This is a genomic window from Microcoleus sp. T2B6 (genome assembly GCF_036700475.1).
GTDB lineage: Bacteria > Cyanobacteriota > Cyanobacteriia > Cyanobacteriales > Microcoleaceae > Microcoleus.
The window spans coordinates 1-18,198 of sequence record NZ_JAUBOZ010000129.1 but is presented as its reverse complement, the minus strand read 5'-3'; the positions used below and the strand labels follow the sequence as shown (position 1 = coordinate 18,198).

8 protein-coding genes are annotated in these 18,198 nt (G+C 46.2%); 7 read left to right on the top strand and 1 reads right to left on the bottom strand.

Annotated features, from left to right (window positions below):
- Positions 1-118 precede the first annotated feature (118 nt).
- Complete coding sequence (locus QUA00_RS32490; protein WP_333142627.1) at positions 119-1,015, top strand: AraC family transcriptional regulator; 897 nt, start codon at positions 119-121, stop codon at positions 1,013-1,015.
- A gap of 6 nt (positions 1,016-1,021) precedes the next feature.
- Here the strand turns inward: QUA00_RS32490 and QUA00_RS32485 are convergent, their stop codons facing one another.
- Positions 1,022-1,186: a hypothetical protein gene (locus QUA00_RS32485; RefSeq protein WP_333142626.1), complete on the bottom strand. Its 165-nt coding sequence runs from the start codon at positions 1,184-1,186 to the stop codon at positions 1,022-1,024.
- Positions 1,187-1,462: 276 nt separating this feature from the next.
- Here QUA00_RS32485 and QUA00_RS32480 point away from each other — a divergent pair, with 276 nt between their 5' ends.
- The 6 genes from QUA00_RS32480 to QUA00_RS32455 form a co-directional block, all read left to right on the top strand.
- The gene (locus QUA00_RS32480; RefSeq protein WP_333412537.1) at positions 1,463-9,190 is read left to right on the top strand and encodes a DUF4347 domain-containing protein; all 7,728 of its coding nucleotides are present in this window, start codon (positions 1,463-1,465) and stop codon (positions 9,188-9,190) included.
- 251 nt (positions 9,191-9,441) lie between these two features.
- Positions 9,442-10,503, top strand: a complete 1,062-nt coding sequence (locus tag QUA00_RS32475) for a calcium-binding protein (RefSeq protein ID WP_333205288.1) — start codon at positions 9,442-9,444, stop codon at positions 10,501-10,503.
- 599 nt (positions 10,504-11,102) lie between these two features.
- Positions 11,103-11,771, top strand: coding sequence for a cytochrome b6 (gene petB / locus QUA00_RS32470; RefSeq protein WP_172190423.1), 669 nt, complete (start codon positions 11,103-11,105; stop codon positions 11,769-11,771).
- 184 nt (positions 11,772-11,955) lie between these two features.
- The gene (gene petD, locus QUA00_RS32465) at positions 11,956-12,438 is read left to right on the top strand and encodes a cytochrome b6-f complex subunit IV (RefSeq protein ID WP_333101767.1); all 483 of its coding nucleotides are present in this window, start codon (positions 11,956-11,958) and stop codon (positions 12,436-12,438) included.
- Between the two features lie 393 nt (positions 12,439-12,831).
- A complete protein-coding gene (locus QUA00_RS32460; protein WP_333142622.1) occupies positions 12,832-13,728 on the top strand; it encodes an AraC family transcriptional regulator in 897 nt (298 codons plus the stop codon).
- Positions 13,729-14,120: 392 nt separating this feature from the next.
- Positions 14,121-18,198: DUF7948 domain-containing protein (locus tag QUA00_RS32455; RefSeq protein ID WP_333412534.1), on the top strand; the 4,078-nt coding region annotated here is incomplete at its 3' end.

Sequence of the window (18,198 nt, the reverse complement as noted above, 5' to 3'; positions counted from 1 at the left end):
CTCAGACGTATCTGATGAGTGTGCTATATTCAGATTTTCGCCGATTGTCGGGGATTGTCTGAATTAAAAGTATCAGTTGTCAACTACAAAATAGCAACTCGTCCAGTCGGTGCCAGTTATGTCCCCACAGAAACCTTTAATTCTTGATTTTGCCAAGACAGACGGGATGAAAGTGATTCTCCCGCGCCCCGCAATCCTGTCGAGTCACGGCACAAAGTGGCAAGGAATTCATGTCGAATATCACTCTCAGCCGCCAAACGAATGTCCCGAACACTGTCTCGAACAGCACACGGTTGGCTTGATGCTCAATTCAGCCACACTAAAAGGAACAGTGAACGGGAAAAACTGCGGTAGCGAATCGTGGCAAAGTGGGCAGATGTTCATCGCTGCTGCTGGTACTTATTTCCAGTCAGTTGCAGCCGCAGACTATGAATTTATGGCGATCGCTCTTGAACCTACCGACTTCGACAATACAGTTGGCGAATCGATCAATTCAAATTCCATTGAAATTATACCGCAATGGCAAACCCGCGATCCGTTGGTTCACGGAATTGCCTGGGCTCTCAAAACCGAACTGGAATCAGGCGGATTAAACGGTACTCTTTATGTCGATGCACTGAAAAACGCGCTTTCACTGCACATACTGCACCGCTATGGCGCGAAAAAACCTAATCGGCGAGATGTGGGAGGCGGTCTTGACCCCGGTCAATTGCAGCTAGTTATTCACTACATTAATGAATTCATAAACCGAGATTTGCACTTAAGTGAACTTGCTAATTTAGTGAACATTAGTTCTTATCATTTCAGCCGTATGTTTAAACAATCGACTGGAGTCACGCCCCATCAGTACGTGACCCAGTGCCGAATTGAAAAAGCAAAACAGTTGTTGAAAAAACCGAAGTTATCAATAAAATATATCTCCCAGCAAGTGGGATTTCACGACCAAAGTCACTTTAGTAAGACATTCTGCAAAATTGTCGGTTTGACTCCTAAGCAATATCGCGATCGGCTTTAACAAAACTCAAGCCCCTGTCACATTAAAAGCAGTTTGTAGTTGCAAAGTATTTTCGCCTAGGGCTTGCGGGGATTCAGAAACCGGGTTTTTTGCCCGATCGGGAAACCTGTGTATTTTGGTACAAAACCCGGTTTCTTTGGTAAGCTGTTCTGCCTTTAAATTGTATGTCAAAAAAATTTAAAGTCTTGTGGGGAGTAGGGGTTGGGCGTCCCGCCCGCCCTGAATATACAGTTTAAATGCGCGACAGCTTATTGAGGCGTAAGTTCTGTCGTAAAAAACCCCTGCCCGCCGGCGCTGTTACAATTCTTCATCAAATAGGGATAAATTCCGCAAGAAAATTATATTTTTAGCAATTTTTCCGCAAGAATTTACAATACAGCAGAGCTGGTGCTTTTGTAGACTTGCTCGCATCACATAAACCCGAAGTATCAGCTAGGTAAATTAATCATGTCTACTTTCAGTATTGGTACCAAGTTTCCTGCCGGCACAAGTCCCCAATCCCTCAGTGCCGAAAACTGTAATAACGATAACATCCCAGACTTAAACATCCCAGACTTAGGGATCGCCCCAACGGCTGTTTCCCTAAAGTCAATGACTCAGCTTTCCTCAAAAGCGATCGCATTTATCGATGCTGCCGTCCCCGACTGTCAAACATTAATCGACGGCGTTATCCCTGAAACCGAAGTAATTAAATTAGAAACTAACCGCAACGGCCTCGAACAAATTGCCGAAGCTTTGCAGGGAAGAAAATTTTCAGTAATTCACATTATTGCCCACGGAAAGCCCGGTTGTTTGCAACTGGGGAACGTTGAATTGAGTTGGCAGAATTTGATAAATCGCGCCGACAATTTTGTCAAAACAGTTAAGATATGGGCGGGCGGGCTGACACAAAATGCCGAAATTTTGCTCTACGCGTGCAATGTTGCCAAAGGAAATATAGGTAAAGAATTTGTAAAAAACCTGAGTCAAATAACAGGAGCCAATGTTGCCGCTTCTGATAATTTAATAGGTTGTGCGGCAAAAGGCGGCGATTGGGAATTAACAGTAACAGCGGGGACAATTAAAGCTGGCATTGTATTTTTGCCAGAAGCGATCGCAGCTTACGGCCACGTTCTCAATACGTTTAGTTCTCCTAATAATTTTAATGCGGGAACCAGTCCATCCTTTGTTGCGGCTGGCGATTTCAATACCGATGGCCTCTTAGATTTAGCTGTTGCTAACCCCACCACGAATAGGGTTTCTATTTTACTGGGAAACGGTCAAGGAGGATTTAACTCTGGAACTGATTTGACTTCGGTATTTGGTCCGACCGCGATCGCAGTTGGCAATTTTAACGGCGATAACTTTTCCGACTTAGCGATAACTTCCGCACAAGGTTCGGAATTTAGCAGCATTTATATCTTTTTAGGATCTGGTAATGGCAACTTTAACAGTCCGGGATTTTTGACTGCCCTAGAAAATCCTAGCGCGATCGCTGTCGGCAATTTTAATGCTGATGATTTACTCGATATTGCCATTACTCAATCCAGTGGCAATGGTTTTGTACCTGAAGGCAATGTTGGCATTTATTTGGGAACGGGACAAGGCGGTTTTTCCACTCCTGTTACTGTGAATGTTGGGCAAAGTCCCAGCGCGATCGCTGCGGGAAATTTTAACGGCGACAATTTCCTCGATCTCGCCGTGGCCAACCGAAATTCTAATAGTGTTACCATATTATCGGCAAATGGTCAAGGTAGTTTTGGCAATCCGACTAATATTAATGTCGGTCAAAGTCCGAGTGCGATCGCAGTCGGAGATTTTAACGCTGACGGCAGATCCGATCTAGCTGTAGCCAATGCAGGCAATCAGAACGTATCAATTTTATCAGGGACAGGTCAAGGCACTTTTAGCAATCCTGCTAACTTTAATGTTGGGGCAGATCCTAATGATATTGCCGTTGGTGATTTCAACGCTGACGGTCAACCCGATTTAGCTGTAGTGAACGCCGGTTCTAATAATGTTTCAATTTTAACTGGAACCGGTCAAGGAACGTTTAACGGGCCGTTTAATTATAATAGTGGGGGAACCACTCCGAGCGCGATCGCGGTTGGAGATTTTAACTCTGATACCAGACCAGATATTGCTGTCGCAAATACCAACAGTAACAGAGTTTCAATTCTGTTGAATGTGCTATTGAAAGCAAGTTTTGGTAATTCGGCCTACAGCAGTCTTGAAGGAGACGCAGATGCGACTGTTAATATTCCTGTGACACTCGAAGACGGTTTGCGATTTACAGACTTGATTGTACCGATCGCAACTGTCTTGCCCGTTCCTCCTGCTACCTCACGAGCGACTCAAGGTTCGGATTATACTCTTTCTACTAATACTCTCACTTTTGCCGCAGGTAGTGGCAGTTCGACTCAAAATATAGCTGTCACTATCAAACCAGACAACCTTGCAGAAATGGATGAAGCAGTTGTCTTGAGTTTTGGTACGAGTCCGGGAGGAGGAGGGTTTGGAGGTACAATCTCTGAAACAACCCTAACAATTCCTGCTAACGATCCGATTATTTACACAGTTGGTGCTAGTGCTGGTACTGTTCCTGAAGGCAACGCCGGCACAAATCCACTGATATTTACTGTTAGTCGCAGTGGCGGTACTGATACAGCAGGGACTGTCGATTATGCAATTGGTGGCACTGCAACCAACGGCAGCGATTACAACAATATCGGCGGCACTTCGGGCGCAGCAAGTACGACTGGTCTGATTAATTTTGCCTCTGGCGAAACATCGAAAACTGTCACCCTCGATGTGTTGGGTGATGATAGCGTTGAACCAGACGAAACTATTACCGTCACTCTATCAAATCCCGTCACATTGCCTGATGGCGGTCTTCCCGGCGGCAGTTCGACAATTGGTACTGCTAGTGCGACAACTACTATTACTAATGACGACACTGCTGGAATTGCCGTCAATCCCGCTAGCGGATTAATTACAACAGAAGCAGGAGGAACAGCAACATTTACTGTCCAACTCAACTCTGAACCAACTGCTAACGTGACTGTTGGCTTAAGCAGTTCCAATGTTGCCGAGGGAACAGTTTCTACACCCTCGCTGACATTCACTCCCGCCAATTGGAGTGCGCCCCAAACAGTAACAGTAACAGGCGTTGACGACAATATTGCTGACGGCAATCAAACTTACAATATTGTCACCGCTGCGGCTGTTAGTACAGACAGCAATTACAGCAATTTCAGTGCTGCCGATGTCAGCATTACGAATAGCGACGACGAAACTGCAGGCATTACCGTTAATCCCACAGCAGGATTAACTACAACAGAAGCTGGAGGTACGGCAAATTTCAGTGTTGTCCTCAACACTCAACCTACGGCACCTGTTACGGTAGCTTTAAGCAGTTCCAATCCTGCGGAGGGAACAGTTTCTACTAATACCTTAAGTTTCACTCCCAATAACTGGAATCAGGCGCAGACGGTAACGGTGACAGGTGTTGGCGACAATATTGCTGACGGCGATATTGCTTACACTATTGTCACTGAGGCTGCTGTTAGTACAGACAGCAATTACAGCAATTTCAGTGCTGCCGATGTCAGCGTTACTAACAGCGACAGCGATACTGTCGGCGTTACCGTTAATCCCGCCAGTACCACAGCAGCAGAAGGCGGTGCAACGGGAATTTATACACTTCAGCTAAATTCGCAGCCAACAGCGCCGGTAACAGTCAGCTTTGACGGGGGGAATCAAATAAGTGCGATCGCCCCCATTAGTTTCGACGCTGCTAATTGGAATATTGCCCAAACTGTAACTGTGATTGCGACGGATGACACAGTTATAGAAGGTACTCACAGTGGCACAATCAATCACGCGGTAACAAGTAACGACGCGAAATATAGCGGAATTGCGATCGCGCCTGTTACTGTCGCCATTACTGATAACGAAACTACGCCAACACCAACACCGCCAACACCAACACCGCCAACACCAACACCGCCAACACCACCGACACCAACACCAACACCGCCAACACCACCGACACCAACTCCGCCAACACCAACACCGCCAACACCAACACCGCCAACACCACCGACACCAACTCCGCCAACACCAACTCCAACACCAACTCCACCGACACCAACTCCACCAACTCCACCGACACCAACTCCACCAACACCAACACCAACACCAACTCCACCAACACCAACTCCACCAACACCGCCAACACCAACACCAACTCCACCAACACCAACTCCAACTCCACCAACGCCAACTCCACCAACGCCAACTCCACTACCGCCAGTAATCATGCCGCCGACGATACCTGCTGGCATTACTGTCGATCCGACATCAGGATTAGTCACCACAGAAGCGGGAGGTAAAGCAACATTTACAGTCAAACTAAATACTCCGCCAACTGCTGATGTCAGAATTGATTTAGAAAGTTCCAATCCAGCAGAAGGCATAGTTTCTCCACCCTCGCTGAACTTCAACTTTGCTAATTGGAATCAAACGCAAACGGTGACGGTAACTGGTGTTGATGACAAGGTTGTTGACGGTGATAAAACTTACAGCATTGTTACCAAACCTTCTGTCAGCAACGATCGCAATTATTCCGGTTTAAATGCAGCAGATGCGATCGTTACCAGCACGGATAATACTGCTGCTGGCAAACGCAATTCTTTATTGATTCCCCTAACACCGGGGCAAGTTGTCGCAGAACCAGACCTTGATGACCCTACTGTTAAACGCCAGCGGTTATCAAATGTAAATTTTGGTCTCATAGATGACCCGCAGCAGGATTTTGACGAGGGGCCGCTCAACATTAACTTATTTAACGATACATCTTTTGATGTAATCTTCGATCAGGTAACATCCTCATCCAATGGAGAAAGTTGGGTGCGTATCGGTCGTATTCAAGGTGCTTTAGATGACAGTGAAGTCATCTTAACTAATAGCAAAAAAGATGGCGTTGCGATCGGCAATATCAGGTACAAAGACAAATTTTACCAAATTCGCTACGCCGGTAACGGTCTGCACAGCATTCGAGAAATCGACCAAGCAGCTTTTCCCGACGTTCATCAAGACAGCGATGCAGTTCCCGTTCCCAGCGACAGTTTTGCTGACCTTCCAGACAGCAGCCCAGATTTGACCGGTGACGACCCCGCAGTAATAGATGTCATGGTCGTTTATACCGCAGCAGCCAAAGATGCTGAGGGAGGTACTGATGCCATGAATACCTTGATTGACCTGGCTGAATCTGAAACAAATTTAGGTTATGAAAACAGTGGCGTCAATCACCGGATACGGATAGTACACAGACAGGAAATAGACTACACAGAAAGTGGCAATGCCAGCACAGATTTAAACAGGCTTCGCAATACTTCCGATGGTTTTATAGACGAAGTTCACCAACTGCGGAATACCTATTCGGCCGACATGGTGAGCTTATTTGTTGATAGCTTAGACTACGGCGGTATAGGTTACTTAATGACAGATCCTAGCTATGGGTTTGCAAATTCAGCCTTTACTGTAGTCAAGAGGAATAATGCAGCAGGATCTTACACCTTTGCCCACGAACTAGGGCATAACCAAGGTGCTCATCATAATGAACAAAATGCAAGCAGTGCTGGCGCTTATCCCTATGCTTACGGCTATCGGGATACCACCGATCCAATCACTTTCCGCACCATCATGTCTTACCAGACCCGCCGTCCCGATCCTCCCATTACGCGGATCAATCGCTGGTCCAATCCCGATCGCACTTATCTCGGCGAACCCACAGGAACGAGTTCCACAGATAATGCTCGGACGCTGAATAATACTGCTATTTATGCTGCTAATTGGCGGCACTCAAACGATAATCTTGAGAATGCTAAAACTGTCACGGGTAGTTCTTTTTCCTCAACTGGTTTAAATGTCAACGGCACTAAACAAACAGGAGAATTAAACCATGCAGGTAACAGCGGCGGTAAATCTATTTGGTGGTCTTGGACAGCCCCAAGTTCTGGCGCGGTAACAGTTTCTACGGCCGGCAGTTCCTTCGATACTTTGTTGGGAGTTTACACTGGCGGTTCTGTTTCTAGTTTAACAACTGTTGCTAGCAATAATAACGACCCTGCTGGAGGTCAAACCAGTCGAGTCAATTTTACTGCTACTGCGGGTACGACTTACAAAATAGCAGTAGATGGCTTCGGCGGATCGTCAGGTTATATTAATCTGAATCTGAGTCCTGGTGTCAACCGCCCGCCTGTTTTAAACATTCCGTTCCGCGAACAAGGTTTGCGTTTGCAACCGGGTGCGAGTCCTCAATTGCAGTTTACTTTTCAAAACAACACTTTCACTGACCCCGATCCGGGCGATACGCTGACTTACACTGCTGATTGGTATGAAAATGTCACCAATTTCGAGTGGCGAAATGTCAGCGGCGGACGATCGCCAATCCCGACAAGTTGGAGTCGCATTAGCCCCTTACCAACTGGCATGACTTTCGATCCTGCCAGTCGCACTTTCAGGGTTGATGATAGCTTGCAGCGCAATCGCAACTACTGGATTCGAGTAACAGCAAGGGATGCTGCTGGTGCATCGGATATAGCATTTTTCGATCTTTATAATCGAGGTCGAGGTTCTGTTATTGACGGCTACATCGCTGGGGCTACAGTTTTCTTAGACGCTAACAAAAATGGCGAACTTGATGCTAGCGAACCCTCTGCAACAACTGGCCCAAAAGGTGAATACGAACTCGATATTTCCTTGGAAAATTTTGACAAAAATCGCAACGGCGAACTCGATCCGGAAGAAGGCAATATTGTGGCTTTTGGTGGCATTGATACGGCAACTGGTTTGCCTTTGGAAACGCCTGTCACTGCCCCGCCTTACGCTACAGTTGTCACCCTGTTAACCAGTTTAGTAGCGGATTTAATTGACAAGGGAATTGAGAGCGATCGCGCCGAATCTCTCGTCAAATCTGCTCTTTCAATTCCCGCTAATGTTGACATCACTGACTTAGATCCGATCGCAGCTACCGAAAACGCGATCGCGGGTGGAGTAGAAACTTTGACTGCAATGGTCAAGGTACAAAACGTCATTACCCAAACTGCTGCTTTAATAGACGGTGGGTCGATTCTGGATAATACCGACACCGTAAAAGCAGTTGTAAGTGCGATCGTTCAACAAATTCAATCGGGGACAACTCTCAATCTGGGCGATGCCAACCAGTTAGCAACAATTGTCGATCGCGCCGCCACAGCAGCGCAACAATTTGACTCGGATTTAAACACTCAGCAATTGTTGCAAATTGCCCCCGATGCAGCTAAGGTAATGGCCGAAGCAAATCAGCGCATTGACCAAGTTGTATCCAACACTGCAACAGCTTCAATTAACCGAGAAGTTGCCCGCGTGCAAAAAGTAGCCCTAGGCGCAACCTCTGAAGACTTAAAAGCAGTCGGTACAGGTACGAAATCGATCGCCCAAGTTATTGCCGAAAATACTGGTACTGCGTTAGATACCACAATTCAACAAACGACATTGCCCGATACACCTGCCGTTGCGGTGATTGAAGGAGAAATAGATGCGATCGCAGCCAACTCCAATCTCATCGGCACTGACGGCGACGACAGCCTCTCCGGCGACAGTGGCAGCGATACAATGGCCGGCAAACGCGGCAATGATACTCTCAGCGGTTTGGGTGGCAACGACTGGATACAGGGCAATCAAGGCAATGATTCCCTCGACGGTAGCGACGGCGATGACACTGTTTACGGCGGCAAAGAAAGCGATAATTTGTTCGGCAATAATGGGGAAGATATCCTATTTGGAAATCGCGGTCAAGATAGCTTGAGTGGAGGTGAAGGCAATGACAGTCTTTACGGCGGTCAAGCTAGCGATATTCTCCTCGGCGGTAACGGATCTGATTTTCTCAGCGGTGAAAACGGCGATGACAGTTTGATAGGAGGAAATGGGAGCGATCGCTTCTTAATTTCAGCCAATTCTGGCAGCGATATCATTTTCGATTTTGAACCAGGCATCGACTTCCTCGCACTTGCCGACAATTTAACCTTCTCGCAACTTTCTATTATCCCTAGCAACACTGCAACTTTAATCAGCTTGACAGAAACTGGTGAAATTTTAGCTGCTATCAATGGCGTGACAGCTAACCAAATTAGCCTCGCTGATTTCAGTTAAAACATTAGGGACACAGGATTTGCCTGTGTCCCTGAAATTCGTTTTCTAGTAAGACTTGAGTTTTTTATTACAGATTTGGGTCAATCAAGATTTGCATTCCTTACTACAAAATGTCAATCAGAACTAAAGTCCTTACAAAATCCAAAATTCACAATTTGAAATTGCGGGGAGGGTAAAAATCTAAAATCTAAAATCTAAAATCTAAAATTGAGTGACTGTACTTGTGAAATAGTTTTCAGGAGGACAAATTTATGGTAGTTATATGCGGGGACAATCTCGATAATTTGCTAGCCGGTGAAATTGGCGATGATTCCCTGTGCGGGCTGGGAGGGAATGATACTCTATCTGGTTTGGATGGTAATGACACTTTAGATGGCGGAGTAGGAAATGATAGTCTCGCAGGTGGAATCGGTAGCGATCGCCTTTTGGGCTACTTTGGTAACGACAGTCTCAGCGGTGGCGAAGGCGATGACAAAATTGAAGGAGGTGCCGGGAATGATATTCTTGAGGGTGGCGAAGGCGCGGATTTAATCAGAGGAGAAGACAATAATGATAGTATCTTGGGAGGGGCTGGCAATGACTGTCTTAATGGCGGTCAAGGCAATGATACGGCGATCGGAGGAGATGGAGACGATCGCTTGTTTGGTGGCAGCAACAACGACTTGTTAATTGGTGGCAAAGGTAACGATCGCCTGTTGGGAGACAGTGGGAACGACACTTTAAGAGGTGACTTAGATAATGACTACCTTAACGGCAATGCAGGAGACGATTTGCTTGAGGGAAATGAAGGCAACGACACCCTGATTGGCGGGCCGGGTAATGACACATTATTGGGTTACGGCTTTTCCTCAACAGTAGCACAAATTGATTATTTGATCGGGCAAAATGGAGCCGACTTATTTGTTCTCGGTTCGTCAAATGCCCGCCCTTACCTATTCTATAGTGGTGACAATGCCTATGCCGTTATTGAGGATTTTAACCGGGTCGAAGGCGACAAAATCCAAGTCGTTGGCTTCGTACAAGATGGTGACGGTTCTCGCTTCTTCTCTTACCGATTTGAATCTTATGATGACGGTATGACACGGGGAACTCGGATATTTGTCGGATCGGATTTAATCGCCGACGTTAAAAATGTTACAGATGTGAGTCTATCAGATTGCACGATCGTTTCGACTGGGTTTACACCGCCATCGCGAGACTTTCCATCCTTCCCGTCTCTTCCTGAAATTCCCTTCCCGATACCGCCGCGTCCCACTCCTTTCTCGCCAATACTGCCAGTTTTTGTGGAAAGTTTGCTTTCTTTTCAATTGTGATAGGACTTTACGGATGGGGGCAATCACCGGCTTTTTTTACGGAAATACGCAGGTTGCCGCCAGCAGATTTTGTTAGTAAAGACTGCAGTCCTTACTACAAAACAAGATTCGGTTGGACTGTCGAACCGGCTCGGGCTACTCGATCGACCATGAGGGCGTTTGGGGCCAAAAGGTAAAGTTTTACGATCGAGATGAAATTTGGCCTCTCCCGGCAAACCGGTTTCCGGCTCGGACTGCTTTCTGTAGCTCAGTCCTACCCGCATAGTAGCTTGGGCGGATGTTGAGATTCCGAAAAAAGCCTTTTAAGTGTCCAAAAAGCGATCGCCTGCGTGAAAATTGCACGGCAATTATGTTACATTTTTTATCACAGTCTGGAATTCGATCGGGCAACGCCAGCGAGTAGGGACAAGCCACCGCTTAGTTTCCCAGGGCTTGCAGGCGATCGCACAATAGAGTTCCTTTCGTCAGCTCCAAATTTAAAAAATAGCCTCAGGCATTTGCTAGTAAAAGCAAGCTGCTCGGCGCGGGGCGACAAAAAACCTTGTGGCTGCTGCCCTGAACCTCAACCACAGCAATATTCTTTTAGGAATTCTGGCTCCATGTTTTCTAAACAAATCACCGACTCAAAAACCTACCAGTGGTTTGAGGAACGCCTGGAAATTCAGGCGCTCGCCGATGACATCACTACAAAGTATGTACCCCCCCACGTCAATATTTTCTACTGCTTGGGCGGAATTACTTTAGTTTGCTTTCTGATCCAGTTTGCCACCGGCTTCGCCATGACTTTCTATTACCGTCCGACGGTAGCAGAAGCTTTTTCTTCAGTGCAATACCTGATGAATGAAGTCAACTTCGGCTGGCTGATCCGCTCCATCCACCGCTGGTCTGCCAGCATGATGGTACTGATGATGATTTTGCACACCTTCCGGGTTTATCTGACAGGCGGCTTCAAAAAGCCCCGCGAATTAACCTGGGTGACAGGAGTAATCTTGGCAGTCATCACTGTTTCTTTCGGCGTGACCGGCTATTCGCTGCCTTGGGATCAAATTGGTTACTGGGCAGTTAAAATCGTTTCCGGCGTCCCCGAAGCCATCCCGTTTGTCGGTTCTTTGATGGTTGAACTGCTGCGTGGCGGTGTCAGCGTCGGTCAAGGCACTTTGACTCGCTACTACAGCTTGCACACTTTTGTGTTGCCTTGGCTGATTGTAGTGTTCATGCTGGCTCACTTCTTGATGATTCGCAAGCAAGGTATCTCTGGCCCGTTGTAAATTTTGAGTTGTGGGGGCGGTATTTTTTTTGCCCCCCCGCTGAATTGTGAGTTGAAAATTCAGAATTCATCGCTCAAGATATTTATTTACGGCTAATACTTCCTGCGATCGCCCCGCTGATTCAGACTAACGAATACAGCGGAATGGCAGGCCCGGGTAAAACTAAAAGGAGAACACTCTCACTATGTCTATTATCAAAAAACCAGATTTGAGCGATCCCGCGCTCCGCGCTAAGCTCGCTAAGGGCATGGGTCACAACTATTACGGCGAACCAGCTTGGCCTAATGACTTGCTCTACGTTTTCCCTATAGTCATCATGGGAACGATTTCTCTGTGCGTGGGTTTGGCTGTACTAGACCCGGCTTTGGTTGGAGAACCGGCTAATCCTTTTGCTACTCCGCTGGAAATTCTGCCGGAATGGTATTTGTGGCCTGTGTTCCAACTCCTGCGCGTTTTGCCTAACAAATTGTTGGGTATTGCTTGCATGGCTGGTGTTCCCGTTGGCTTGATTTTGATTCCGTTCATCGAAAGCGTTAACAAGTTTCAAAATCCGTTCCGCCGCCCTGTTGCTACTACTGTTTTCCTCTTGGGAACTGTGTTCACTCTGTGGTTGGGTATTGGTGCTATTTTCCCGATCGACAAATCTTTCACACTGGGTCTTTTCTAAGATTTAAGTTTGCTTGATATTGACGCCTGCGGGTTTCCTGTAAAGTGCTTTTGTACTGCTGGGAAACTTTAGCGGGCGTCATTTGATTTTAGATTTTAGATTTTAGATTTTAGATTGGTGATTTTGGATTTTAGATTTTAGATGTGGGATTTTAGATGTGGGATTTATCGCTCTAAAAGTTAAGAATTATCAGTAATTAATTGTAGGCACAACGGCTGGTATGAAAAAGCCGACTATCGATCGACTCTACACCGCCCTAGAGTCAAACTCCATTAATTTTTATTGCGGAACCTTGACAAACAGAGCTAGAATATGTAACGGACTGGGTATATTTTGTATACCTGCGGGAACTTCAGAGCTCTAGAATAACAGCAACTGCCCCAGGTGCAAGCTATGTCCTCAGAGAAAGCCTTAATTCTTGATTTTGCCCAGCCAGACGCGATGAAATCGATTCTCCCGATTCCCTCAATCCTGTCGAGTCAGGGCACAAAATGGGAGGGAATTCACGTCGAATATCACCGTCAGCCAGCAGACGAAACTCCCGAACACTGTTTCCAACAACACAACATTGGGCTGATACTCAATTCAGTTACAGTAAAGGGAATACTCAACGGGAAACACTACGGTAGCGAACCGTGGCAAAGAGGAGAGATTTTCATTGGTGGTGCTGGTACTGATTTCCAGTCAGGTGCAGTCGAAGATCCTGAATTTGTCGCGATCGGGATCGACCCTACCGACTTCGACAAAACAGTTGGCGAATCGACCAATTCAAACCTCATTGAAATTATACCGCACTGGAAAATCAGCGATCCTTTGATTCTCGGCATTGGCTGGGCGCTCAAAACCGAACTCGAATCAGGTGGATTAAACGGTACTCTTTATGTCGATGCACTGAAAAACGCGCTTTCAATGCACATACTGCACCGCTATTGTGCACAAAAACCGCATAGGCGAGATTTTGAAGGCGGTCTCGATCCTGTCAAATTGCAGATTGTTATTAACTACATAAATGACTACCTAAACCGAGATTTGCACATAGCTGAAATGGCTAACTTAGTGCAGATTAGTCCTTATTATTTCAGTCGTTTGTTCAAACAATCAATTGGAGTCACGCCCCATCAATACGTCACCAAGTGCCGGATTGAGAAAGCCAAACAGTTGTTGAAAAGGCAAGATTTATCAATAACATATATCTCGGAGCAAGTCGGGTTTCACGACCAAAGTCACTTTAGCAAGACTTTCTGCAAAATCGTCGGTTTGACTCCTAAGAAATATCGCGCTCAACTTTAACAGCGATTTGTTGTTGGGTGGGGGCAGGTTTATGAGATTGTCGGTTTTAGGCAATTATTGTCGGTGAGGGGAGCCCCTACAGGAATTATATCTATATTAATCCTGTAGGGGCGGGTTCACCAATATCTCTAATAGAAACGAGAAAGCCTATAAACCCTTCCTAAGCCTTTAATCGCGGTCGATCGACCCGACACGATCAGAATCTGATTGGAAATGCAGAAAACCAGCTACAAAAACCGAGTCCGTAGCCCCTGTAACAATTTTTAATCGACAATCCGAGAAATTTCGCAAGAAAATTGTATTTTTCGTAAATTTTTCGCAAGAATGTACTATACAGCAGAGCTGGTACTTGTATATACTTACTCGCATAACATGAACCAGGGGTACCAGCTATGAGCTCTCAAAATCAACAGGCATCTTACGGTCAAATTCCCTTAAGTTTTATTGCAAATGCTGGACAAACTGACCCTCATGTGAAATTCCAGGTGAAAGGTGCCGGTCACAGCATCTTTTTTACTCCAAACGAAATTTCTTTCGTCGCTTTCCAGCAACCCAATGAACCGGGAAACCAAGCCACAAATTCTTCAATTGTCCGCAGCAGCTTAGCCAACAGCAACCCGAATCCGACAATTTCCGGCCTAGAAAAATTGCCCGGAGTTGCTAACTTTATTTTAGGCGAAGATTCCAGTCAATGGCACACAGACGTTCCTACTTTTAACGGCGTTGTTTATCAAAACGTCTATCAAGGAATTGACCGCGTTTTCAAAGGCACAGAAGGACAACTTAAAAGCGAGTTTTTGGTAGCACCTTTTGCCGATCCGAGTCAAATTAAAATGAACTATAGCGGTGTTAATGACATCCGGTTGCGTGACGACGGCGCACTGATATTAGAGACACCACTAGGCGAATTAATTGATAACGCACCGATAGTTTATCAAGACATTAACGGACAGCGGGTGAATGTTCCCGCAGCTTACAATTTATTAGGAAACAATCAAGTTAATTTTAGTTTGGGATATTTTGACCCCACTCAACCCCTAGTGATTGACCCGGTTTTAGCTTACTCGACTTACTTAGGCGGCAGCGGCGATGGCATCAGCGGCAACGGCAATGATTACGCCAACCGCATCACCGTAGATAGTACAGGTGCGGCTTACATTATTGGCACTACTTTTAACAATTTTACGACTACTCCTGGTGCATTCCAAACTAGCCCAGCAGGTAACGCTGATTTCTTAGTTACCAAAATTAACCCCGAAGGAACTGCGTTAGTTTACTCTACTTATATCGGCGGTATTGGCAATGAATACGGTTTTGGGATTGCGGCAGACAGTCAAGGCAATGCTTATTTAACCGGACAAGTCGATCCGGGTTATCCAATTACACCGGGTGCTTTTCAACCGACAGCACCTAATTACACTGCTGGGGTAACAAAACTCAATGCAGCCGGCAATGCATTAGTTTATTCTACCTTTTTAGGCACGAGTACCAGTGGCGCCCTAGGCAACGGCATTGCGGTAGACAGTAGCGGCAATGCTTATGTTACCGGACCGACAGGCGATGGTTTCCCCATCGTCGGAAATTCCTCTCAATTTTACGGAGGTGGAATTGATGCCTTTGTTGCTAAAGTTAATCCAACTGGCAGTGGTTTAGTTTACTCTACTTATATAGGCGGGAGTGCAAGAGAAGATGCTAAAGCTATTGCAGTAGACAGTGAAGGAAATACCTACATTACCGGAGTTACTTATTCTACTAACTTCCCCACTCGTGGCGCTTTGGATGGTGTTACCCCAAGAGGTGTTTATTACAAGATTTTGCAGGAGTTCAATAGCAGCAAGTTCGATTCCAGTATTAGCAGTCAAGAAGCTTTTGTGACTAGACTGAACAAGGGAGGACAGGTTGACAGTTCTACCTACTTAGGCGGTAACGGCGATGACGAAGGTGTCGATATCGCTGTAAACGGTTCTGGAAACGTGTATGTTGTCGGAACTACCAGTTCAACTGATTTTCGTACATCTCCTCTATATTTAAGTCAACTTCAAGCGGCTAATGCAGGTGGGAAAGATGCTTTCATTACCAAGATTAGCAAAGATTATTTCATTGACAACAACGGTCTTCAGCCTGCCAGTTCGGAGAGTAGTTATTCAACTTATTTGGGCGGCAGCGGAGATGACAGTGGCGTTCGCATTACTGCTGACAGTGCGGGTAATGCTTATGTGGCGGGAAACACTACTTCGACTAATTTCCCAACTAAGAATGCTATTCAAAGTGTCAGCGGTGGCGGGAAAGATGCTTTTGTCACGAAAATAAATTCATCGGGTGAAGCCTTAGTTGATTCTACTTATTTGGGTGGCAGCGGCGACGACAACGGTAGTGGTATTGCGGTGGATGCTTCTGGTGCAGTTTATGTGGCGGGATCTACTACGTCTACTAATTTGCCTACTGCGAATCCTTTGCAAGCGGCGAATGGGGGAGGTGCTTCTGATGCTTTTATTACTAAAATCATTCCTGGCGGGCCGCAGGTAAAGATTGTTGAGTCGGGCGGCAGCACTAATGTAGCAGAAAGCGGGACGACGGATACTTATACAGTTGTATTGACTAATCAGCCTACTGCAAATGTGGCGATCGCACTCAATACTGACAGTCAAATTCAACCTATTGCTGGTATTAGTTTCACTCCAACTAACTGGTTTGTACCGCAAACAGTGACAGTCAGTGCAGTTGATGATGCAGTAGCAGAAACTTCGCCACACAGCGGCCCGATTACTCACACTGCTATCAGTACCGATGCTAGTTATAACGGGGCGGGTGTAAGTTTTACAGTCAATGGCACTGCTGGCAATACCGTCAAGGCTAATATTACCGATAACGACACCGCAGGCGTTAGCATTACTCCGACTACTGCGAATGCAACTGAAGGGGGTGCAACTGGAAGTTATACGGTTAAATTAAATACCCCACCGATCGCACCTGTTACGATTAACGTGGCTACAGGCAGTCAAATTCAACCAATTACCGCACTTACTTTTACAGCGAATAATTGGAATGTCGCTCAAACTGTGGCGGTGGCTGCTGTGGACGACAATGCAGTTGAAGGAAATCATGCAGGTACGATCGCCCATACTGCTACCAGTAACGATACTAACTATAACAGCATCACAATTGGGGCTGTTAATGTCGCCATTACTGATAACGACACCGCAGGCGTTAGCATTACTCCGACTAACACGACTGCGACGGAAGGCGGTGCAAATGGAACTTATAGCGTTAAATTAAATACTCAACCGACAGCACCTGTTACGATTAACTTAGCTACAGGCAGTCAAATTCAACCAATTACCGCACTTACTTTTACAGCGAATAATTGGAATGTCGCTCAAACTGTGGCGGTGGCTGCTGTTGATGACAATGCAGTTGAAGGAAATCATGCAGGTGCGATCGCCCATACAGCTACCAGTACCGATACTAACTATAACAGCATCACAATTGGGGCTGTTAATGTCGCCATTACCGATAATGACACGGCAGGTTTCAGCATTGCACCTACGAACATAACTGCTACAGAAGGTGGCGCAAATGGCAGTTACAAAATCCAGCTAACTTCGGAACCGAAGGCACCGGTTACTATCAGTTTCAATACTGACAATCAACTTAATCCGATCGCCACACCTCTTACTTTTGACAACACTAATTGGAATGTTGCTCAAACTGTCACTGTTACTGCGCTCGACGACAATGTAGCACAAGGAACCCACAGTGGCACGATTTCTCACACAGCTACCAGTACCGATGCTAATTATAACGCGAAAGTCATTCCCAATGTGACGGCATCGATTACAGATAACGATAGTCCCGGTATTTCTCTTGTCCAATCAGGAGGCGGAACAGCTATTGCTGAAGGCGGTGCAACGGATAGCTACGGCGTACTTCTGACTACCGCACCTACTGCAAACGTCACGATTAATTTTGACACGGGCAATGAAATTAATGCGATCGCACCTGTCACTTTCACCCCGAATAATTGGAATGTGGCGCAAAATGTCACTGTTACGGCGATCGATGACAGCATAGCCCAAGGAACCCGCAGCGGCACGATCGCTCACACCTCTGTCAGTACCGATATCAAGTATAATAACCTGACAATTTCTCCTGTGACTGCGACGATTGCTGACAACGACACGACGGGTGTGAGTATTTCACCGGAGAGCACAACTGCTACAGAAGGCGGTGCCACAGGCAGTTTTACACTCAAGTTAAATTCCCAGCCAACTGCACCAGTTACTATCAGCTTTGATGCGGGAAATCAAATAAATGCGATCGGTGCAATTACCTTCGACGCTACTGACTGGAATGTTGCCAAACCCGTGACAGTAACGGCTACAGACGATGCGGCTGTGGAAGGAAATCATGCGGGGGCGATCGGGCATACTTCTACCAGTACCGATGTTAAATATAACAGCATCACAATTT

Coding starts and splice junctions, on each gene's coding strand:
- QUA00_RS32475 (WP_333205288.1), top strand. CDS start 9,442: ATGGTAGTTATATGCGGGGACAATCTCGATAATTTGCTAGCCGGTGAA.
- QUA00_RS32490 (WP_333142627.1), top strand. CDS start 119: ATGTCCCCACAGAAACCTTTAATTCTTGATTTTGCCAAGACAGACGGG.
- petD (WP_333101767.1), top strand. CDS start 11,956: ATGTCTATTATCAAAAAACCAGATTTGAGCGATCCCGCGCTCCGCGCT.
- QUA00_RS32460 (WP_333142622.1), top strand. CDS start 12,832: ATGTCCTCAGAGAAAGCCTTAATTCTTGATTTTGCCCAGCCAGACGCG.
- petB (WP_172190423.1), top strand. CDS start 11,103: ATGTTTTCTAAACAAATCACCGACTCAAAAACCTACCAGTGGTTTGAG.
- QUA00_RS32480 (WP_333412537.1), top strand. CDS start 1,463: ATGTCTACTTTCAGTATTGGTACCAAGTTTCCTGCCGGCACAAGTCCC.